The 21,003-nt window shown below is 57.2% G+C and carries 24 protein-coding genes and 1 pseudogene; 4 read left to right on the forward strand and 21 right to left on the reverse strand.

What is annotated here, in order from left to right; all coding sequences use genetic code 11:
* Positions 1–73: 73 nt before the first annotated feature.
* Complete coding sequence (locus tag LC354_RS19385) at positions 74–841, reverse strand: phage portal protein (RefSeq protein WP_317849361.1); 768 nt, start codon at positions 839–841, stop codon at positions 74–76.
* 129 nt (positions 842–970) lie between these two features.
* On the opposite strand from LC354_RS19385, the gene LC354_RS19390 reads away from it, so the two are divergent.
* Complete coding sequence (locus LC354_RS19390; RefSeq protein ID WP_223426971.1) at positions 971–1,966, forward strand: HNH endonuclease; 996 nt, start codon at positions 971–973, stop codon at positions 1,964–1,966.
* Here LC354_RS19390 and LC354_RS27910 read toward each other — a convergent pair.
* The 5 genes and pseudogenes from LC354_RS27910 to LC354_RS19410 all read right to left on the reverse strand — a co-directional run bounded on the left by LC354_RS27910 (position 1,963) and on the right by LC354_RS19410 (position 7,465).
* Positions 1,963–4,602 (reverse strand): TRM11 family methyltransferase, encoded by a 2,640-nt coding sequence (locus tag LC354_RS27910; RefSeq protein WP_223426972.1) that lies wholly within the window; start codon positions 4,600–4,602, stop codon positions 1,963–1,965. The genes LC354_RS19390 and LC354_RS27910 overlap by 4 nt on opposite strands.
* Positions 4,603–4,872: 270 nt before the next feature.
* Positions 4,873–5,925, reverse strand: coding sequence for a terminase gpA endonuclease subunit (locus LC354_RS28050; protein WP_399203955.1), 1,053 nt, complete (start codon positions 5,923–5,925; stop codon positions 4,873–4,875).
* Positions 5,923–6,846, reverse strand: a pseudogene (locus tag LC354_RS28055) (phage terminase large subunit family protein); the annotation flags it as partial. The pseudogene LC354_RS28055 and the gene LC354_RS28050, both read right to left, overlap by 3 nt.
* On the reverse strand, positions 6,752–7,249 hold the full coding sequence (locus LC354_RS19405) for a hypothetical protein (RefSeq protein WP_223426976.1): 498 nt from the start codon (positions 7,247–7,249) through the stop codon (positions 6,752–6,754). The pseudogene LC354_RS28055 and the gene LC354_RS19405, both read right to left, overlap by 95 nt.
* A 3-nt stretch (positions 7,250–7,252) precedes the next feature.
* The gene (locus tag LC354_RS19410; RefSeq protein ID WP_223426977.1) at positions 7,253–7,465 is read right to left on the reverse strand and encodes a DUF7220 family protein; all 213 of its coding nucleotides are present in this window, start codon (positions 7,463–7,465) and stop codon (positions 7,253–7,255) included.
* Between the two features lie 103 nt (positions 7,466–7,568).
* Here LC354_RS19410 and LC354_RS19415 point away from each other — a divergent pair, with 103 nt between their 5' ends.
* The 3 genes from LC354_RS19415 (at position 7,569) to LC354_RS19425 (ending at position 8,679) form a co-directional block, all read left to right on the forward strand.
* Complete coding sequence (locus tag LC354_RS19415; protein ID WP_223426978.1) at positions 7,569–7,838, forward strand: hypothetical protein; 270 nt, start codon at positions 7,569–7,571, stop codon at positions 7,836–7,838.
* A gap of 5 nt (positions 7,839–7,843) precedes the next feature.
* Positions 7,844–8,011 (forward strand): hypothetical protein, encoded by a 168-nt coding sequence (locus tag LC354_RS19420; RefSeq protein WP_223426979.1) that lies wholly within the window; start codon positions 7,844–7,846, stop codon positions 8,009–8,011.
* A gap of 140 nt (positions 8,012–8,151) precedes the next feature.
* Positions 8,152–8,679, forward strand: a complete 528-nt coding sequence (locus LC354_RS19425; RefSeq protein WP_223426980.1) for a DUF3489 domain-containing protein — start codon at positions 8,152–8,154, stop codon at positions 8,677–8,679.
* 896 nt (positions 8,680–9,575) lie between these two features.
* Here the strand turns inward: LC354_RS19425 and LC354_RS19430 are convergent.
* The 15 genes from LC354_RS19430 to LC354_RS19500 all read right to left on the reverse strand — a co-directional run bounded on the left by LC354_RS19430 (position 9,576) and on the right by LC354_RS19500 (position 20,617).
* Positions 9,576–10,439 (reverse strand): SdiA-regulated domain-containing protein, encoded by an 864-nt coding sequence (locus tag LC354_RS19430; RefSeq protein WP_223426981.1) that lies wholly within the window; start codon positions 10,437–10,439, stop codon positions 9,576–9,578.
* A 25-nt stretch (positions 10,440–10,464) separates the two neighbouring features.
* The gene (locus tag LC354_RS19435; RefSeq protein WP_223426982.1) at positions 10,465–11,244 is read right to left on the reverse strand and encodes a hypothetical protein; all 780 of its coding nucleotides are present in this window, start codon (positions 11,242–11,244) and stop codon (positions 10,465–10,467) included.
* A 15-nt stretch (positions 11,245–11,259) separates the two neighbouring features.
* Positions 11,260–12,249, reverse strand: coding sequence for a metallophosphoesterase family protein (locus LC354_RS19440; RefSeq protein WP_223426983.1), 990 nt, complete (start codon positions 12,247–12,249; stop codon positions 11,260–11,262).
* Positions 12,236–13,660 (reverse strand): hypothetical protein, encoded by a 1,425-nt coding sequence (locus LC354_RS19445; protein ID WP_223426985.1) that lies wholly within the window; start codon positions 13,658–13,660, stop codon positions 12,236–12,238. Before LC354_RS19445 ends, LC354_RS19440 begins: the two co-directional genes overlap by 14 nt.
* Position 13,661: 1 nt before the next feature.
* On the reverse strand, positions 13,662–14,306 hold the full coding sequence (locus tag LC354_RS19450) for a hypothetical protein (protein WP_223426986.1): 645 nt from the start codon (positions 14,304–14,306) through the stop codon (positions 13,662–13,664).
* A gap of 124 nt (positions 14,307–14,430) precedes the next feature.
* Positions 14,431–15,180, reverse strand: a complete 750-nt coding sequence (locus LC354_RS19455) for a heparan-alpha-glucosaminide N-acetyltransferase (protein ID WP_223426987.1) — start codon at positions 15,178–15,180, stop codon at positions 14,431–14,433.
* Positions 15,181–15,239: 59 nt separating this feature from the next.
* Positions 15,240–15,548 (reverse strand): hypothetical protein, encoded by a 309-nt coding sequence (locus LC354_RS19460; RefSeq protein WP_223426988.1) that lies wholly within the window; start codon positions 15,546–15,548, stop codon positions 15,240–15,242.
* Positions 15,549–15,561: 13 nt separating this feature from the next.
* Positions 15,562–15,747 (reverse strand): hypothetical protein, encoded by a 186-nt coding sequence (locus LC354_RS19465; protein WP_223426989.1) that lies wholly within the window; start codon positions 15,745–15,747, stop codon positions 15,562–15,564.
* Between the two features lie 15 nt (positions 15,748–15,762).
* On the reverse strand, positions 15,763–16,032 hold the full coding sequence (locus LC354_RS19470) for a hypothetical protein (RefSeq protein ID WP_223426990.1): 270 nt from the start codon (positions 16,030–16,032) through the stop codon (positions 15,763–15,765).
* 9 nt (positions 16,033–16,041) lie between these two features.
* A complete protein-coding gene (locus tag LC354_RS19475; RefSeq protein ID WP_223426991.1) occupies positions 16,042–16,356 on the reverse strand; it encodes a hypothetical protein in 315 nt (104 codons plus the stop codon).
* A 42-nt stretch (positions 16,357–16,398) separates the two neighbouring features.
* Complete coding sequence (locus LC354_RS19480; protein WP_223426992.1) at positions 16,399–17,478, reverse strand: SH3 domain-containing protein; 1,080 nt, start codon at positions 17,476–17,478, stop codon at positions 16,399–16,401.
* Positions 17,479–17,611: 133 nt separating this feature from the next.
* Positions 17,612–19,144, reverse strand: a complete 1,533-nt coding sequence (locus LC354_RS19485; protein ID WP_223426994.1) for a serine hydrolase — start codon at positions 19,142–19,144, stop codon at positions 17,612–17,614.
* Positions 19,145–19,280: 136 nt separating this feature from the next.
* Positions 19,281–19,580 carry a hypothetical protein gene (locus tag LC354_RS19490; protein WP_223426995.1) on the reverse strand — a complete coding sequence of 100 codons (300 nt, stop codon included), beginning with the start codon at positions 19,578–19,580 and terminating at the stop codon, positions 19,281–19,283.
* A gap of 85 nt (positions 19,581–19,665) precedes the next feature.
* Entirely contained in the window at positions 19,666–20,019 is a 354-nt protein-coding gene (locus LC354_RS19495) for a GlsB/YeaQ/YmgE family stress response membrane protein (protein WP_223426996.1), read from the reverse strand.
* Between the two features lie 34 nt (positions 20,020–20,053).
* A complete protein-coding gene (locus LC354_RS19500) occupies positions 20,054–20,617 on the reverse strand; it encodes a hypothetical protein (protein WP_223426997.1) in 564 nt (187 codons plus the stop codon).
* Positions 20,618–21,003: the final 386 nt, after the last annotated feature.

Here is a 21,003-nt window from a genome sequence, read left to right on the forward strand (position 1 = left end):
CGAGGAACTGGATACACCCAAGACTCAAAAGTTGGCCCAACGTATCAACGATCAGATGAAACAGCGTTGATGTTTACCGTCGATCTCGGTGGGGTCGGCGGTGACATACCAACGGGTCGCGCTTGACAGCCGCGGCTCGACCACCAGCGAGAGCGAGCCCGAGAACGGGTTCACATCGGCGGCCGTCGCGGGCGCGATGCCTGCCAGCCACTTCTCGGCGGTGGTCTCCAGCGCTGACGCGGATCGGATCCATGCGAACAGACCCGAGAGGATCGCCCGGACGGGAGGACAAGACCCGGTAGGCGGCTCTGCGACCGGCGGCATCGAACTCGATACCCGCTCGGATCCGCGCCCCGCCGCCGATCTCACGATGCAGGTCCATTGGAACCTGCTCGCGATCCAGAAGCTCAATATGGAGTGGAATGGTATCGATGTCGCTGGGCACGCGCAGCCGGGCGAAGCTCTCTCCGCTCTCGACCATTGCACGAACTGCCATGGCCTGTAGCCCGTAAAAATCCGCGAGCCCGCTCGGATCTGCATGATCGGTCCAGCGCAGCCAGAGCGCCTGAAGCCGCTCGCGCACGGCCCAGTCGGAATGGGTGGATTGCGGCTTGATCCTCGCGCCGACGACATTGCCGACCAGGCTGTCGACAGCCGCCGCGACCCACGGGTTGTTCCGCGCATACCACCCGGCCCGCCGTGCCGCCGTCGTCGCCCCCGCGAGGATCGCACCATTCAGCCCGTCGACAGTCCGCGCCCCCTCCCAACGCCGCCCACCACCCGCAGCGTCGAAGCCGCGAGCGCGAGCGAGGCCGAGAAGGCGATGGAGCATGGTCCGCATGGGCCGGAGAATCGTCCAAAACAAACTCTCAAACTATTGGGAATGTTTGGGAAACGACTGCAAAATTCTGCAGCTCTCCACGGCTGGAGGCCGATTGTGTTTGTCGAATAGCAGCAGTAGAAGAAAGGTATGGCCAGACGTAAAGCATACACCGAAGTCAAAAAGCTCAACCAGATAAGGGCTACCCATGTTAAAGACATGGGCGATGTCGTGTTCAAGGTTTTTCAATGTTTTAGCCCACAGTGCCAAGAAATTATTGCGGTCCGCGAAGACACTTTGGGCGAGGATTTCGAGATTGACTGCGCTGCGTGCGGGTACGTGCACCGGACAGGTGACGCGGAGAAATTCTATGACTACGAACTATGGAATACTACCACGAATACAAAGATTGAGGATGGGTCGTTCGAGATCCTGATCGATGACTACGTCGCGGAGGCGATGCAGTATAAGTACTGCATCATTTGCAATTCCCTAAAGCCACTGGAAGCATTCCATAAGCATGCGCCGCGGAAGTCGGGCCGACAGGGCGAGTGCCGCCTCTGCAAAACGGTATATAATGGAATTAAGAACCAAACTCGAATAACTGACCAACATCGAGAAGCTGCACAAAAGCGGCGCCTCTATCTGGACATCACAGGGGCCGGAAAGATCGATAGTGGTCTCGTTAGAAAGAGATTTGACAACAAGTGCTTCAAGTGTGGGTGTGACCTAAGTAATCCTAAAGAAGGCCACCTTGATCATACGCTCCCGGTGTCCCTCCTTTGGCCATTGACTACGGACAACGCAACGCTTCTGTGCGGGCTTCACAATGGACAGAAATCAGGCAGCTGGCCAAGTGAGTATTATTCGGATGCAGAATTGCGAAGCTTAGCGATTAAGACGGGCGTTCCATACTCGGTACTTAGCGGTCCGACGCACATAAACCCAGATGCCCTAGCAGCGTTGAAGAGCAAGGTATTTGTCGATCAGCTGCTGGCAAAGTACGCCGCTTATATCGAGGAGATTATCAAGGTAAGGAACCGGATCTTTAAGATGACCGGATTCGACTTCTTTTCCGTTTCCACATCAATTTCTCAAAGCATCATCGATCTGGCAAACAAGCAGCCAGGTAGCGCATCTAGCTAGCTCTGAAGCACGAGATACTGGTGCGCCGTCACTGTGCCCTTATCCCTGAGGCCGTGCTTTTCACAGTGTTCTACACTCTCAGAGAAGACGTCGAACGTCCTGAAGAAGGGCCGTGCAACCTTCGAGATTTCATCGGCCATATCGCATTTCTTGCTTTCACCGAGGTGCAAAACTAGAAAGCCTCCAGGCTTCAGTCGCTCCCGCGACTGCCTGATGATCGGCTCATAAACCTCAAATCCTAACTTTTGGCGCTCATCAATGAATTTCTGCGGCTGCAATTTGAAGTCTTCAGCCTCCCATCCCGAAAACCACAAGCGCATCCAGTTTCCAAGATAAAAGCGCGTGCTATCAAAGAACGGTGGGGACGTAATAACCGCGTCGATGTTTGCAATTTCCTCCGGCCAAGGATCCGTAGAATCCATCTGCCAAATATGACCCTCTTGGAAATGCTCTCCAAGATCAACTTCGAGGCTACGCGTGACTTTGGTTCGAAGTCGCTCCATCAAACTTCTGTATTCAAACGGCCCGGTCGGGGCATATGGTGTGAGTGGGTGTGAACGTCTGCTAAGGGCGTACGGTCTATTTCCGTGCAGTATATGCTGCAGAGCGGCATGGACCATGGAGAGCGCAGGGGAGTGAGACGTGTTCAACATCATGAACTTCCTAGCGGCCAGAATCTCGTGGAACGTGTCTGGATGGAAATAATCATCAAGTTTCTTGTTAAAGCGAATTTCCAGCGCACGCTGAATTTCTTCATCGCTAGTTTGATAGCTGCTTACGAATTCTTCGAGCAGCTCCAGTACTTTGTCTACCTCAGAGCGCGTTGGGCGGGTAAGCTTTGCGTGGGAAATTCGGTATGCTGATGGGCTTATCTCGAGCGCAAAAGCAGTTGCGCCGCGCAGTGAGGCCTCAAACGGAATCGTACCTACGCCCGAGAACGGGTCTAGCATTGAGCCGCCATCTCCAACGAAGATATCGACGAGGCTCGATGCAATTGCTGGCTTGAGCTTGCCTTGGTAAGAGCACAGCGAGTGGAGCTTGTTTCCCCAGTTTCGTGCGGCCATTCCGGGTTCGCGATGAGGAAGGCTCGTTTTGAAAGATTGCCATTTCGATCGGGTGGAAATACGCTCTACACGTCCCTTGGAGGGCTTCTCCAATACCAAAAGGGACTGCCGCAGTTTCTGTCCACTGCGTGACATGCGTTCGCGGAGCGTTATGTCATCCTTTAAATCGAAGCCAAGGCGTTCGCCAATCTCAACGATCAGTTGATCTGTGGGTACGTGGACGCCACCATAAACACTATCTCCGATGTCGATGCAGACACGACCATGCTCGGGTAGAGCAGAAAGAGCTGGCCGAAGCGCTTCATGCATGTCGTTGAAGTATGTCCGTACCATTGCCGGGATGCGTTGATCATAGGCACATTCTGTTATTTCATCGACGATCAGATTAAGGTTTTCAGATTCGAATTTTCCGTCCCGTCTCTTTGATTTGGCTTTCGTCACGTCGTTGATGCCAGCCGTAATCGCTTGATCTCGGAACGCACTCAAATCAACTTTCGAGGTGAGGTGGCCAAGAAACCAAAGCTCAACCTTCGTATTCCGGAAGTAGTTTGTACCGTTAAGATAGGGCGGAGAGGTAATGATTGCATCGAGGCCGCCAGTGTACTGGTTGTCAAGCGCGCTCATTCCAACCTGCAAGACTGTGCCGCTCGAGGGGCTCAGTTCCTGGATGTCGTTTGCGACAATTTCCAGGGAGGCAACAAATGTTTCAATAAAATCTGTGGTTCCCCGCTTTTCTTCGGATGGTGTTTTGAAGCGCAGATCCCCACGACGAATTAGTCGCGATGAAGGGATAAGGCTACGGATAGCTGCGACTTCAGCTAGTTCGCGGATTTCGGCGTTTTCAACATTATTGAGAATGCTGCGAACTCTGAGAATCTTGTCATACTGTTCTGCCGAGAAAAACTCGCTGGTCCCAAAGGTTGCACGATAAGCGACGTCCAGCCTTTCGTCTCTTGGATATGTGTGCAGCGGGCGGCTCGCAATCATCGCCAAATCCATCAGTTTCTCCGCATACTCAGGACGCTTCGCATGGCTCAGCGTTCGCGCCAGAGCTTTGGCCCTAATTACGTGAACACAAAAGGGACTTACGTCAGAGAAAAGTCCGGTTTTCCCAAGGCCCATTATGGTGATCGGGGTGGTCCCTGATCCGGCAAATGGATCTAAAACCCGCTCCGCTCCGTCGCAGTATCGGCTATATACTTCCCAGACGAAATCAGGCGAATAGCCTTCAAGATAAGGGAACCAATTATGCAATGGGTCGTGGCGACCGCCGGCAAATGTTACCTGAAGTTGGTCCTTGAACGCTCCTTCGTCGGTAAGAAGGCCAGAAGCCACATGCTCGTTGAGACGAACTTTGCAGAAATGGTTTACGTTGAGACTGGCAATTTGTGCTGCTTGCTCGAGCTCTTTAAAGCTGTCCGCACCAATTAGCTTCCGCAGTCGGGCGCTGCTTAGATGCTCAATGCTCTGAAATAGGTCGACGTCATCTGGCCCGAAGGCCACAGTGAGCCCTCGGCGGCCTTGGTGCTTTCCCGCAAGGTCAGAGAAATAGATCGTTTTGTGGTGTTGCACCGCCCGCCCCATCTTACCTGGCTGTTCATTTTGGTTGTAGGTATCATTGAGCCATTTGAACGTCCACTAGGAATTCAAATTTCTTGTCCAGCTACCGCAGGGCACCTCGATTTTTACCGTTTTCGCGACCATGAAGCAGGTGATGCAGCCTGGAGTGGGTCGGAGTGCGTCAGCTGCCGGGTTGTTGTTTCGGGTCTGATGATGCGCTGCGCTTTTACGTGTGATTTTTCGTGACGCGCAGCATGATCTGCGTCCTTGGCCGACTGATTTCTACGCCGGATTTGGATTGATGCGGCGCAACTGGCAGAGGCGGCGCATGTTGTAGGCGAGGTTCTTCATCCCGATCTTGGCCTTGGCCCGAACCAGCCAGATGGTGCGCACCAGGGTGCCGCCCATGTCATTGGCCTGTGCCCCGAAGATATGCTCGACCCGAACCCGCACGGTGGATTTGGTGCGGTTGCTGCCCTTGCCCTGCACCACCACCCGCGCCTCCGAGGTCAGCTGCTTGCAGTAATCCTCCGAGACCGCCTCATGGACATGAAACGCCCCCGGCTGATCGGCGGGCGTACGGATGCGTGACATCACCAGCGATTTGAAGAAATCCGTCGACAGCGTCACCAGATCGATCGAGTAAAGCGCGCGTTTGCCGTCTGGCTTCACCTCGATCTTGGAGACCCTGTAGGGCGGGTTTTGCAGATCCCGGCCCTTGGTGGGCGCGCAGAGCCAGCTGTAGCGCCGGCAGAACTCATAAACCTTGTGCTCATTGCCCAGCTCCGGCTTGTCCGGCCGGAAGCCAGAATCCACGAAGACCTTTTCGATCTGCAGGCCGCCCACAGGCGTCAGCATCAGGTCCGCCAGCGCTGACCAGACATCGTCATCCTCCGTTGGGCCATAAAGCTGGCCGTTATCGATCAGCCAGGACGTGCCCCGCGCGCCAAACGCCCGGATCACATAGACCAGGCTGAACTTCTGCACATCGACGCCCATGACCAGGCGCAAGCCCCCGGCTGGCACGTCCCCCGCCCGATATGGCTGTCGCCGTTCCATGATCTCCTGCCAGTCCGGCACATCGCCTGAAGCGGTCATGGCGTAGCATTCGCCAAAGCCCGCGTTCATCGCGGTCTGGATGCGGTCGTGATCGCCGGATTGCAGCGCCGTGAGATAGGTCTCCGCACGCTGGCCCCAGGTGACAAAGGGCGAGCACAGCCCCGAGGTCCACATCGAGAGCGTCGAGCTGTCTGCGGGCGCGCCAGTGACATGCGGGGCGTCATCCTTCAGCGTCACCCCCTGCCCCGGCGCCACCATCGTGCCACGCGCATTCATCCCAGCCTTGTCAGCCTCGCCGTGCTGCCCCCCGCAGCGCGGGCATTCCAGAGTGGCCGCCTGCTTGGCCTGCGACGGTGTCGCGCGCTCGGGCCAGCGCAGCTGCTTGAACCGCGGGATGAAGAAGTCCGAGCAGTGTTTGCACGGCCAGGCCCAATGGTGCCGTGTGCCCTCCTGCCACAGTTTCCAGATCGGGCTCTCAACATCATCCGGGGCCGAGCGCGCCCAGAACTCCAGCCCGCTGCTCTTATCCGGTTCGATTTCCACGAGGCCCCGCGCCGGTGTGCTGGTGATCGCCGTGACAAAATCCGCGTAAGTCTCGCCGCGGGCCTCGACGAGGCCCAGAACGTCGCCCTGACCTTTCACATTGGCCATCATCTCATCGTATTCGTCGATCAGCGCCAGCGCCGCCGGGTCTGACTTCAGCGCCGTCGAGGACCCCGCATGCGCGAGACGCAGCCGAACGCCTGCCACATGCTTCAGCGTTTTTTTCATGCGACGGCCGCGCACCACCTTGTTTGCCAGAGTGTCGGCCTCATCCAGCAGCGCCATCAGCCGCGGTTCAAACTGATCGGTCAGGAATTCCTTCGTCGGGCCGACGTACAAGATCGGCGCCGGGCACTGGTCGAGCCGCGCGCCGATGATATCGAGCATGCTGTCGGTCTTGCCCGACTGCGCCGAGGTCACCGCCACCACACGGCGATAGCCGCCGCGATGCACAGCCGCCGACCACGGGATCATATACGGCGTCAGCTTTGGATCGCGGGGACCGGGAATGCCAGCCGTTTCGGGATAGATGCGGTGGGCGGCGGCCCAAGCCGCCGGGTCACGCCTCTCGCTCGGCCTCCAGATCGCCGCTGCCAGCGACCAAAGCTGTACCCGCTTTTTCTGCGGCCCCTGCAATGCGTTCCAGCGCGCCATCGATTACCTCTTCGAGCGCGCGGCGCGCCTCCATGTCGCGCGTATATCGCGCAGCAAGCCCCGCAAGCTCCGCCCGCACCAGCGCCGCCATCTCGCCCACCACGGCCTTTGCGTCCTCCATCGGGATCAACTCCCGGCTGCGTTCCTGAATCCTGAGTTCAATCTCACGCGTGCGCGCTTCCGTGGCCCGGCTTGCCACCGCGGCCTTGTTGTTCTTGGACAGCTGGTCCTCGTAATAGGCCAGCGCGCCGCGGATGACGCCCACCAGCGTGTATTCCCCGCGGGTAGCCCGATCCATGTAGCCCGCCTTCACGAGCCCCTGAACCCAGCGTTCCGACCGGCCCAGCAGGGCTGCGGCTTGTGCCACAGTGATGGTTTGGCCGCGATTGCGGGACTCGGACATAGATCAGAGCCTCCAGCGGTTGAAGAGACGGCGCAGGACGTACCCGCGGGCAAGCGATACGGCGGTGAAGACCAGACCCAGCGTGAGGTTCTCGGCCACGCCGACCCGCAGGCCGAAGACCGGAAACACGGCAAACTGTGTGCCCACCGCGAGCGCGTAGCCCACCACCGTATTGGTCACGGCCTCGATCAGCGACCCGCGTTTTGATTGCGCCATGCGCCCCTCTAAAGCAATGTAATTGCTACGATTACACTGGACATACCCCACCCACAGAGCGACTGTGATTGCAACAAAACGATGCACTCAAAGGAGCCCGGATATGACCCGCCTCAACCCGCTCACAACGCCGCGCCACCAGCTGCGCGCCGAAAAGGCTGCGCGGAAAAAGGAGGCGGCCTTGAACTCCTTCCTCGGCAAGAAGGCCGAGATCGACGAGATGCTGGCGCGCTTGTCGAGCCTGAGCAACGACCACTTCAACGCCCACCCCGACGAGATTAGCTGGGGCCATGTCGGCACCCTTGAGCATTACGCCAGCCTCCTGAAGCGCATCACCGACAGCGCCTTCAGCGAGGGTGAGCACGCGGAGTAAACGCCATGGAAACCAGCACCATCCGCATTGCCATCCGTAAGCTGCCCGATCAGTTTGACCGAAGACGCATCACCACGGTCCTTGACGAAATCGAAAGCGCCCTGATGGACGACGGCGGCGTTTACGGGCGCTTCCGCCGACAGCATGACGATCACCATCGAGATTCCGACTGATCAGTTGATCGATGCGGCCGCCTGTCTGAAGGACATCGGCGTGATCTGAACCGCGCGGCCGCGCAGGCCTACCCCGCTCGCGCGGGGCTCGTCCCGGTAGAAGGGTCCGCATGTCGCGGTCCGAACACGGAGACGACCCCATGACCATGCTTTCTGACACCCAGACCATCATCCTGTCCCGCGCAGCCCAGAAGGACGAGCGCATGGCCCTGCCCCTGCCCTCGCATCTGCGCGGCGGTGCCGCCACCAAGGTGGTCAGCGCCATGCTTGCCAACGGCTTCCTCCAAGAAGTCGATGCCAACATGCGCAAGGGCGAGCCGGTCTGGCGCGAAACCGGCGACGGCCACGGCGTCACGCTGATCGCCACGAATGCAGGGCTCTCCGCCATCGGCATAGAGACAGAAAGCGCGGCGGCCGAACCAGCCGCTCAGGAACCGTGCAAGAAGCGCACACCCCGCGCAGGCACGAAACAGGCCCAACTGATCGCCATGCTTCGCGCGCCGGATGGCGCGACCATCGAGGAGATCAGTGCCGCCCTGCAGTGGGCGCCGCACACCATCAGGGGTGCAATGGCCGGGGCGCTGAAGAAGAAACTCGGCCTTAAGGTCACCTCGGAAAAGGTCGAACGCCGAGGACGCGTCTATAGGGTTGGAAACACCGAAGTGTGACTTCCAGGTGACTCAGCTTCCTTCAAGCCACTCTGTTTCTTGCAGAATCCTGCAGTATGCGGATGCTTGATGTTGAGGTTTCGCCTGTATGACACCTCAACTGCTCAAAGTGGTGCCGCCTGCACCGCTTTATCTGCCTCAGACTGGGCCAGCCTCGAGCTGGCCCTTTTTTCCAGCATCCAATCTTTTAAATCAGGCAATGCGCAACGACGCGATAAGGCCTGCCTTGCCAGCCTGATAGCTGGCGATGCTGCAGGTGCAGTCGCCTGGTGTCAGCCCGAAGCGGCACCTCAGCCCTTGCCCCAAAACAGAGTTAGCCGACCTTCCCCGCGCGGGTCGCGAAATGGTGAGATGCGGACTTTCCGGTCATTCACTTTTCGGGCTTCGCTTACGCAGCATTCGTTCGCACGCGCGGCACGTTCATCGCTGTGTCGCAGCGGATGTCGCCAGACCGGTCGTTCAGGGGCCCCGATTGTTCCAGAACCAAGACCGAACTTTCGCCGCACGCTTCGCCAATATGGAAGATGCGGGACAAAGCGTGAATTCGCTGCGTTTGCGTAAGCAACCGCTCTGGCAGTATAGCGGACCTCCACTTTGGATTGCACACAATTTGCATACCTCCAATGGTTAAGGCCCCGCTCCATGACAAAAGCCTGTCCAATCCTCCAAAAAAGTGGACTCAGATGTTGGAGCGGATCCTTTTCTATGCAAACGGTCAACCGAACCCGGTGAGAACGTCCCCGACCGGCCGCGCGTCCAAGATCCCAAATGCTTAGTCGCCACCTAGTGAATAGCTTATTTCCGTGCGTATAAGCAGCGCCTACACCAGAATTCGGTTTTAGAAAGCCATGCTTTTAGAGGTTGATTGACCTCCCAGCTCAGTCCACAGGATGCCATCATTCAATGCGGTATGTGTGCAATCGCGACCGCTTACCATCGTCTGTTATGACAAAAAGCATTTCATTATTTGCGTTCAAAGCAACACCCTCGGCATTCTTGACCGTTCGGATTTCGCCATCTTCCAACCAAAGCAATTCGAAACTTTGAGAAGGCTTGTTTGTCCTATCCCAGAAAAACACCGCCTTGCCCGTGTCACTGGACAACCAAAGACCGTTCCGGGTCCTGTCTGTCGCAAGCCCGGAGATATCAAGGCTGGCATCATCCACGGACTTGGCGACAAACCCGATGTCTGCAGACAACACTGTGACCGACAGGATTTCGCTCAGCGAGGGCGAGAGCTCGATCAACAGGCGCGGATCACGCTCATTGGCGACAAAGACAGCATCGGTAGACCTTTCAATTGCCAAACCTTCGGGACCGAGCCGATCAGCCTGACCATCAAGCGCAGCCAGAAGAATATCGGCGCCGTTGATTTCGAGCAATTTGTGGCGCTGCGCTTGTGCGTCGGCATTTGATGTGAGGGTGAAAATCGACCTCGCGTCTTCTGACAAGATCACGAAGTCGCCCGTCTTGTTGGTTGCGATGCCCTCTGCATCAACAAGTTCTTGGAGCTTTGGCAGTCGCGCAGTGACCTGCCCAGCCTGATCGATACGAAAAATATGCTGCGAGTCGTCGCTTACGGTCCAGAACTCTCCTGACGTATGATCAGAGGAAAGACCAGACGGCTCTCGAAGCCCCATCGCTTTGTCGTAGGCGGAATAGCTACCCAGATAAATAAGCTGTTCCGGCGGGTCGGCGGACAACATGTCTGAATGACCCATAAGGACGCACGACAGTGCAATGGCAGAAAATGATTTCATGCAACCTCAGTTTTTTGAACGAGACCTATTCAACCTGCCAATCCACCACGCCGCTGCCAGATTGACTCCGAACCTCCACCATTTCGCGGATCAGTCGCGTCTGGTCTTCCGATTTGCGCGCGATGAGAAGATATTGCGCGGTTGGTTTGAACTTAGTCTTGGAGACTGAACTGACAGAAAACCCGTTTTGTACCAGATGATCTTGAAGGCGCAGCATTGCCAATTGCGGTTCAGCCTGTTCGTCGAACTTGACTTCGAGCGTCAGCTTTTCCGAACCGCCGAAGGCCCAAATCACGATCCAGGCCGCAACAGCTGCGACCAACGACATAACTGGCAAGTCCAATCCAGCAGCAAGGCCAATCAACGAAACGATGACCAGTTTGCCGGTATCTGCGATGGAGCTGGATTCCATCCGAAAGCGAAACAGCCCGCCGATGCCAAAGATTACGAAGCCGATCAGGTAGCCGTGATGCAACACGAGAAAACCCGTGAGCATCCCGATAAACGAAAACAGGAACATGCCTTTACGCATATCCACATTCGATGCCCTCTGGCGGAAATGGGAGGGGTGAAAAACCAGGAAAGCCGTCAAAACCGTCGTTTCGAGGACAGTCAAAGTGAAGTCCAGCATCTCGCTAATATTGATGATTTGGCTCCATCCGCGTCCCCGCACCTCGACATCAGCCGGAATGACGAGCGAGCTGTCGGCGATCTGTGCAAATGCGGTTGAGGCCGCGAGCGTCAGGATAAATAACGCAGCTGCGGCGACAGCCACGAGGCAAAGGTTAAAACGGTTATGACCCATTTGGTTTGTTCGGTCCTATTCAGACGTTGCGCGAAAACTGTTCTGCCACATTACCGTTTCGGTCGGCGAAATATCCAGCCGCTCAATGACACGCAGCGATGACCGGATGCTTTCAGGCAGGTCGGACAACGTCACCGGATCGGAAAAGCGTGGCCCTTTGACAGCGGAAACCCGTGTCACGCCCTCTGATGTGATTTCCAGAAGAGTGATGGCCAAGTCGCTTCTACGGCTGCTTCCGATAAGCCTGCGCGGACCAGACCCCAGACACGCCTGCGACACGACCGAAAGCCCATCCACAACACCGGGGTAGAAGGCGTGGTGATGTCCCGACAAGTGCAGATCGACGCCCATGTCCAGAAACAGACGTTCGAGGTCTCGGTCTCCGATCACTTCGGTTTCGCGGCCAATCGCGAAGGGCCAGAGCGGCAGGTGACTGAACACGATTTGCGCGTCACCACCCTGCGTTGCCTTTCGCAACCATTCCATCTGGCTCGCACTCAATTCACCAACAGTTGTTACATCCATGGAAACGAACCGAGCAGGACCAAGATCGAAAGCATAGAAGAACGGGTAATTGCTGCCGTCCACAAGGCGCGACGTGGGTTGGTGGTCTTGCCATTCATCAGAATAGACCCGACGTTCAAGCTCAAAGCCGGAATAGGCTGACGCGTCGTGGTTTCCCGGGGTCACGGCCAGCGCTATCCCCGCCTCATGCAACGGCTCGGTCACGGTTTGATGAAAAGCACGCCACATGGCGCGAAGTTCTGCCTCAGACAAGTGCGGCCGCCGCTGACCGGCGACCATATCGCCGGTCGAGATGACGAGATCGGGGTTGATCGCAATGATCCGGTTGATCGCCGCCGAAACGGACGACCTGTAGTCGGTCGACCCGTAGCTTCCGTTCAAGTCGGAAATCACGGCCACACGCAGCGACGCCGACATTGCCGCCGTGGCAATGCAAAACCACAGCGCACAACAGAGTGTTCCGAGTTTAAGTCCCGTCACAGGAGACCGTTTCCAGGGCGACATCGCCGGTTTCAAAGAACCGTTTCGGGTTCAGATCAAAACGCAGATCTCCACGATTGCAGCTGTCGCGCAGAATACCGGCCGCCAAAGCAGTGTTGTCTAGCACTTGCTTGACTTGGCGATCGCTCAGGCCAAGGCTGCTGTCCAACCATTGAAACACTGGACCACCCGATTGCAGGTCCATGTCCAGCGCCATCAACTTTCTGTAGACGCCCGCATCGAAATGCCGAAGCTTTTCTAGCATCTGGGTGGACTTGGTAAAATTCGCATAAGCCACGCGCCCGCCGGCATCGTTGTCGTTCAGATTGGTCCGGCGCAACAGAATGGCGTCCGCCGGCACGTCACCATCACCGAGTTCGTGGTGTTTGGCCTTCTTGTGCTTTTGTTCCCTGTTTTCGAGCCAATAGTAATACGGCGTGAAGTCAATGTTTCCGATGCGGTCCTGTTGACTGAAGATGAAATCCAGAAGGACAATCTCGGACACTTCCCGCATCCAGTAGGCCACCTGTTCCGCCGGAACATCTGGGCCGAGGTCGCGGTTGATCTGACTGTCGCGCCGCGCTTGCTGCAACCCCTTTGCAATGGCTTCATCCAGCCCAAGTTCGGACCGCAGGGCGAGGAAGGCGGGTGTTTCCTGAAAGTCCAGATTCTGGCCTTTACCCCATCCCGACTTGCGCGTTCCGTTGACTTCCGATCCGTAGCGGTGGCCGGGGCTGGACAGGAGTACGCCGTGGATTTGCTGGCGATCTGCGGTGAAAACCTCATCCGTCGGGGAATAGGAGGCCGGGTTTTCCTCGGCATCCAGAAGATGCCGCCAGCCTTCATGGTTCATGCGCCCGGTTTTTCCCGAAAGCGATAAGCCCGGACGTGCAACCTCATCGGCATGGGCTGCGGCATCAATGGTGCGCCACACAGCGACAGGTACTTTGACCGTCATGTCGAAATACCGCGAGAAATGGTAGTACAGCAGAGAACTGATTGCGAAGGTTCCGCTGGTGCCCTTGGCGTTCATGGTAACCTTGAATTTGGCCAGATCATCTTCAGCCAAGTCCTTGGCCGCTTTGCCTTCCGGGCAGGCGTTTCGCATGAACGCATTGCGATCATTGGCGTAAGGTCCGGTCGAAATGTCGTAGACCATCATGCCCGGGCTCGTGCTCCAGGTTTTCGGGCACAGTGCAACAGCGTTGGCATAAAGATCGATGGCGCAATACGCGGCCTCTTCCTCCAGATCATCTGAAGCATAGGCACCGTCAGGAATTTGCGCGATCCGCACACAGCGCTCTGTCAAGCCATTTGGGCTGGCAAAGGTTGTTTCGGTGCCTTGCACGGCGTCACTCGCGTAGGCCGGGACGGCAACAAGTGCTGCCAAGAAAATACCAAGATGTTTCATGTCACCCCTTCGGACAGATTGCGGCACGCTGTGCGTCACTGATCGATAGCGCCGGGTTGACGGAAAAGCCTTCGAACTTGCGGTCGATCCATGCATCACATCCACCAGAACAGGGCGCACCATTTCGGGCATCGTTCCAATACGCCTTTGCGCGGCTTTCCGACCAGCCGCAGAACTGAACCAACGCCATTGCTGAAAGTGCACCGGACGAATGCACGCCCCACATGCAGTGAACGTAAACCGGGCCTTTGTTGCCTTCGATGGTGTCATGAATGGCCTTCATCACGTTGGCCGGACGCGATGACCGCGCGGATTGATAGTCGAAACTGCCCCCGCCACAAGATGTGACGCTGTACTCTGTGTTCTTGCCGAAATCGGCATAAAAACCGCGCGAAAATCCTTCCGAGCAAAGCGATTGGCGTTGTGCTGATGACATGCCGGTGCGGTTCTTGTCGCCCCCGGAAAAGCCACCGCGATACAAGACACCGCTGAGCACGGGGCGGAAGAAAGCAGCACCGTCAGGCGCGCCCGGGTTTGACCGCGCGAGCATTTCGGATTTCGACGGACCGCCATCGCGGCTTGTGACATCGGCAAACGCGGGCAACGCCGCAATTGCAATCGCGAGGCCTAGCACCAGTTTTAACATTGTGAAGTGTTCCTTTCGTTCATCAAAGCGCGCGTGTCGCCGGGATCAGTCTCGCGCAAGCAGCCAGTGCGAGTGAGATGTTGATTGTGATCGATCTTATCGGGCGTCATCTTGTGGTCCAAAGTCAAATGATCCGCGTGCCGACCCAAATGGTCGCAAGCAAAACAGGCTGGTGACACAGGTAAACCGCCAAGCTGTGCCGCCCCGGCCAGGTCATCGCGTTAGCCAGCCACGTGGTCTGCATGGTCCCGAAGACGCCGCGCATCGGCACCAGCTTTGCAAATGCCATTCCCATCAGAAACGGCGCGAGCCAAGGCACCAAGGGCAGGAAATCCAGTGACGGGCGCACTGTGCTGCCAAGCCCTGTCCAAGCCAGCCAAGGCGACACGAAGACCTGTCGGCCCAGATATGCGTCCGCGACCAAAACAAGACAGGCTGATACGATCAACGCCCAGGTCGGCGCGGTAATAATGAGAACGCCAATAAGGCTACAGGCGGCGATGACGTGCAAGATGCCGAAATAGACGTAGCTCTCTGGGAAGGCGACGTAAGTTCCCACGCTGACCAAAAGTGCCGCCAGCACAAGCATTGCCAGCCGTTTGGCCCACGCATGGAACCGCAGGCCAGCCCCGTGGGCCACAATCAGGCTGACGCCCGACAAAAACAGGAAAGCGCCGGCGATGACGCGCGCGAACACTGCCCAGCCTCCGGTCATTGTGAACCCACTTGGCAAGATCCCAAAGATCTCAAGGTCGCGGGAAAAATGGAACACGACCATCGCCAACAAGGCCAATGTGCGGCTGGCATCGAGCCAGAGCAACCTGTTGGCACCCTCTGACGAAACATGTGTGTTGTGATCCGCAAGACATGTCACAGAACGACTGCTCCTAAGCTTTCTGGGCCAAGATCAATCGCTTTACGACCACGTCGCCATCACTCCGCGGCGGCCAGACTGTCCATCACGGTGACGCATTCGTCAGCGCTTCCCACCATGGCTTCGGGGTTCACCGTTCCCGCCGCAGTCGCGACGTCTGCCGCGGCACGGTTGAGCACTTGGTCGACTTGCTCTGCCGTCAACAGACCTTCCTCCTGCGCAGCCGTCACCGTTGAACAAATGCCCGCTGACAAGCCAGTGGCAATGCCAACACCGGCGGCCGTTCCACCGATCACCGCACCTCCGAAAAGGGCGCCTGCTACGGCTCCGACGACGAGGCCACCAAGTCCGATCAATAACTTACTCATTGCGTTTCCTTACTTAGGCACCCGAGCCGTATGGCCAGATGATGTTGAGAATAAAAAGCAGCACAAACAGGATGATAAACTGGATGCCGTTCCGTTTGCCTTTGGACATCTCGGAAAAGGGCGAGATATGCTGCATGCCCCAAATTACGGAATAAAGGATGATAGCCGTCACGATGATGTGTGGGATATCGAATTGCATGGCTTCGTCCTTCGATCAGGCCTTCTTGCGTGAAAAAGCGCGGCACAGTGCCATCAGAATGAAAAGGTTCAATGCTGGAGCAAGGACCGCCAACCATGGCTTGAGGCCGTCCGATACACCGTCCAGCAAGGAAACCCATGGCAGGCCTAGCGGGATCAAGAAGACCCCGGACAGCGGATCACGCTCCTGACCGAAGAGCCCGAAGGTCCCGATCAGGAGCAACGCGAGAGCCACGAGGTAGCAGGCTCCAACGATCCGAATGGTCCATTTGCAAAGGACTGCCATGCCTTAAGTTCAGTTGGCGAATTCGCTGAACACCGTGACGCTTCCGTCGCTTTCGCTCCGGCAGCTCAGATTCTGGCCGCCGACATCCAGCACAAGAAGCGCCCCTCCACCGGTACGAATGCGCTCTGCGATATTGATGTCTTTGGCGGGAAAGCCCGTCATGCGCGCCGCTTGATTGATGCATGGCGCTGTCATGGCGTCGAATTGCGCATCGCTTCCGCTCAGCCCATCATTCACAGATGGTCCTCCGCCGGTGGTTTCGACGCAGCCAGCCAGCGCAGCAAGCACCGCGGCACCGATCATGATCTTGAGTTTGCTGTCCATCGTAGTGGCTTCCTCTTTCTGAGTTTTCTTTAGGCGTTGCGATTACTCGATCCCGAAAATCACGTTGTATGACGTGGTTGATCCACCCCGGTTGATCACTTCGATGACGTGATCGCCTGTTTGCCAAAGCTGCCCACGGTATTCCTGCGCCGAGGTCGTTTGATCGAGCAGGAAACTGTTGTCGGGATTAAAGATTTGGTAGGACATATCCGGGCCTTGTGCCGCGACACGCACGTAAAGGTTCTGACCGTTGGCGGCACCAAGCACGTAACGGCGCGACTCGCCCGGCGCGAGCGACCCTGTCAGTTCCGTGCCTGTGCTGCCCGATGGGAAGCGAACAGTCACAGTGGATGTGCTGTCACCAGAGCTTCCGGCAGAGGAGGAGGACGAGGAATTGTTCATTCCGGCCGAGGGATCGTTGCTACCCTCAGCAAGGAAGTCACCTGCTGCCCATCCTTCGAAACCGGGATCAGCCAGCGTGGCAACACGACACCAACGGCGACCTTCTGCCATCTGGCAGCCAAGATTGCGCACGTTCTGACCGTTGTTAAGGCGTGTCACCACGCCTGCGCCCGAAGACGGAGAGGCGCGCAAGTTCAGCCCGCCGCCGCCTGATGTCGAGACCCGGAAGAAGTCGGGTCCCCCTGCCAATCCGTCAGCGAAGTCCGAACCACCAGAACCACTGGCGGCCCCCTCAACACTGATAACGATCTCGTAGTTCGACACCTCGTCGCGGCGCGCAGCACTGCGCATCATGTAGACAGAGACGGAGTATTCCCCCGAAACGGGCAGTTCCCCGTCGAAATAGTTGATATCAGGTACCATCGCGCCTGTGAGTTGGCTATTGGCCAGAGCTTCGTCACCGGGACCAGTGCCTGGGGCGTAGACGTTAAAGTATGTGGCAAGGTTCGATGGGTCCATTCGAATTTTCATCCGCTGGCCTGCTTCGGCGCCGATTGTGTACAGCACACTTTCTTCGCCAGTGATCGAGTCGTTAATGGAGGTGCCGGATGTTCCGGCCGCAAATCGGACTTGCTCCGTCCGCATGTCGCTTTGTGCGGTGGCGACGACAGGCATGGCCAGCGTCATGGCGACGGTGAATGCAACAAGTGACTTTTTCATGTGCAGTGTTCCTTTCGGCGAAGGGGGCTAGCTGAGGGTTTGAACAGCGACGTGCTCAAAGGCATCGCAATGTCCGCGTGCCCACAGCGTTGGGTTAAGAAAGACGTCTTGTTCCGGCGCTTGGCAGTTTGCGTCATTGCGCGGCCTCGAATTGAAGAAGCGTGAACATCCCGTCGTCATTGGACGTCAGGATCAAATGCCCCGCATCATCAATTTGTGCCGAGGTAGTCGTACCCAACCACCCGACATACGCGTCAGATTGCGAATCCGGAGGACAGAGCGCTTTTGTCATTGGGCCCGGTGTGATCGTGAGTGTCATTTTATCGAGGTTCCAACCGCCAAGCAGCCGGTTGCAATCCGCTTGCCCGGCGAAATCCCCCGGTTCGACAAACGTGATCGAGTAGCGTTCCGGCTGCATCGCCTGCTCGCCCGTTTCAGGATCCGCCACAGAGATCAATCGCCATTCCGTATCAACAAGGCTTTCCCGAAGCGCAGCAGCGGCGGCGATTGAGGGATCTGGCAGGACACCCCCATCAACAAGGGCTTGCGAAACGACCTGAGCGCCCAAGCCCATGATGTTCTGAGAGCTTGTCGCCCAACCAACCAAAGAGATCCCTTGTTCGCTGAACTCGGCAACTTCTGACTGAAAACCAAGTGTTTGCCCGCCGTGTCCCCAAACGCCCTGCGCCTTTTCGGCCAATCCAATGCCATATGCCGGGATGCCGGGGCTTCCTGTAGGAACCGTATCCTGCATGTCATCAAACGTGTCGGGCACCGTGAACAGCGCATCGCTCATCAGCGCTTGGATGAACACATGCATGTCTGCGGCGGTGGACACAACGGCACCCGCTGCAGCCCCCTGCGACATATTCCAATCGGTCGTTTCAATATCGAACGGCACGCCAAGATACGCACGCGGAAGACCAAGCTCCGGTGTGGGGACATCGTTCCAGTAGACGGTGTCCTCCATCACGAGCGGATCGAAAAGCCGCGCCTTGAACACCTCTGCTATCGGCCGCGCCTCGATCTTTTCGATGATCAGCCCAAGTAGGATATATCCAGAGTTGCTATACGCCCACTGCCCCTCGGCCCCAGGCGAAAAGGATGGTTCGCCATGCTCGATGGCAAAGTCGACTAGTTCGGTCATAGTAAAACCGCGCCTTAACGCGTCGGGATCGGAAATATCGCCTTCCATGATCCCGGGTGCGCCATCCGGCGCGTTGTCTGTATAGCTGAAGACGCCAGCGGTGTGGTTGGCGAGTTGGCGGAGCGTTATGACGTCCCCGTTCGGAAGGCCCGCCGCTATCTCTGGCAGGTGAATTGCAAGGCGATCGTCGAGAGACAGCGCGCCTTCTTCCTGCAATTGCAGAATGACGGCCGCCGTCATCATCTTGGTGTTGCTGCCGATCTGAAACGCCATGTCGCACGAGATCGGTTGACCGGTCTCCAGGTTGGTGACACCCGCGGCCCGTGCATAGGTCCAATCGGGCGCTTGCAGGGACAAAACAGCACCGGGTGCCGCGCCAAAAGCCGCGCTGAGCGGGCCTTCTGTATCAACGGCGGCGGTCAGAACGCCATCCAAAGCCTCGGCAACGCGCATGGGAACCGCCGCATCTGTCGGACAGGTCGTGATGTCGACAGCATAGGCCGATGTTGCGAACAGCATCAGAGGCACGGCGGCAGCGCGCCTCAGAGGCGAGCCATTTATGGGGAAACACTTCACGATATGTGACATCCTAAGTGTTGAGATGAGTGTCAGGAAAAAAGCAGTGTGCCCCCCTTCAACGAAGGGGGCCGGAAGCTTAGCAGTCTTCCGCGGGAAGCATCCGCACAGACTGGTAGCGACCGTTACCGACCGTCATTTCTGCACACGCCCCTGTGGACCGGTTGAACCAGTACTGTGTGAGGCCCTGCGTGCGGATCAATTCGTAGCCAAGGTTCTGGATACCCATCTCGGCTTGCCCGGCGCGCGCGCCTTGGAAAGACGAAAGATCCGAAGAGCTTCCGACGGCCGGAGTTCCCGAGGAGCCCGTGTCCTCGACGCAGGCCGCGAGCGGCAGAATTGCAATTGCTGCAAGTGTAGTTTTCAGTTTCCAGACCATAACTTTTCCTTTCATGTGGTGGTTGACGTTTTTCCCCTCGATCTGGGATCGAAGGATGTTGGCGACTGCACGGATCGTTGATCCTTCAGCCGGATTTGCGTCGGGTCGTGCGGATTATCAGAAGTAGAATGGCAGCACCGATCACTGCGGGAATGATCGAGGCAAGAATGCTGGTGCCGACCTCGTATCCGATCAGAGGAAAGAGGAACCCCGCCAAGATCGACCCGCCAATCCCGATCAGGACATCGCCCCAGAAACCGTATCCGCTTCCTTTGACGATCAGCCCGGCCAGCCAACCTACGACAGCCCCCACAACAATCATGATTGTCAGACCGATCAGAAGGCCAACGCCCGCCCCCACAGCTTCCGCTGCTGCGTCCTGGGCGAGTGCCGGCGTCCCAGCCAACATCAGAAACGCAAAGAATGGTGATTTCTTCATTGTCAAATGTCCGTCACTTCGCTTCGTGTCCAGATCAACCACATGCCGGATAAAGATAGCGATTGGCCTCCGACACATCTGCCGGACAGTTGGTCGGTGCGGAGTGGTACCAGTTCACGACGCGCGCACCTGTCCGATCGAACGAGCACTGGAACGTCTGGCCCGATGTCGTGTTTCCGTTGACTGCATGCGTGCCGTCCACTCTTTGCCCTTCGTAGGACACTGATGCGATCGCGCTCGCCGCAACATGAAGGTGGTGTGCCGCATAAGAATTGCATGCCGACATCATTTCCGCCTCGATTGCTTGAGCGTTGCCGCGGCTGCCGCCAGAATGGTACCAGTTCACAACATGGCTGCCAGACCTGTTGAACGAACACTGGAATGTTTCACCAAACGTGGTGCTTCCATTGACCGCGTGGGTTCCATCCACCCTTTGACCTTCGTATTTCAAGGTAGCGATGTCGCTGGTCGACACATGAAGGTGGTGCGAAGCGTATGAATTGCAGGTGCTCATCATCTCGGCTTCGCCGGCAGCAAAGGCGCTTTGGCCCACACTGACAGACAATGATAGGACGGCTGTCTTAAGAATTGTTTTCATTCTGTTTTTCTCTCGGAAGATGTTGCAGGAACTGATACCGCGAATTTACCAATCGTCGCAGTCCACGCTTCGAGTGCGCTTCGACACAATTCAAAACGGGATCAGAAAGATCAGCCATACACTTCCGATCGTAGAGTGCGGAACAGTTCCCCTGCAATCCGTTGTGCGAAGCGCTATCCGAAAACCGCAGTTAGGATGCAGAAATCAGGATATCAGCCTCAGATATTTATCCTCGGCATTGCCCGTTTCACTCAAAACCTTTGTCTGGCATCGCATGGTACCAAACGCGTCGAAGTACCAATTTTTTGTTAGGCAGCGGACTCATAAAACTCGATCCACAGCCTGACGGATGCCAGTTTGATCATCGACAGGAAATTGCGTGATGT

It is taken from the genome of Tateyamaria pelophila (assembly GCF_019966495.1).
In the GTDB taxonomy this organism is placed as follows: domain Bacteria; phylum Pseudomonadota; class Alphaproteobacteria; order Rhodobacterales; family Rhodobacteraceae; genus Tateyamaria; species Tateyamaria pelophila.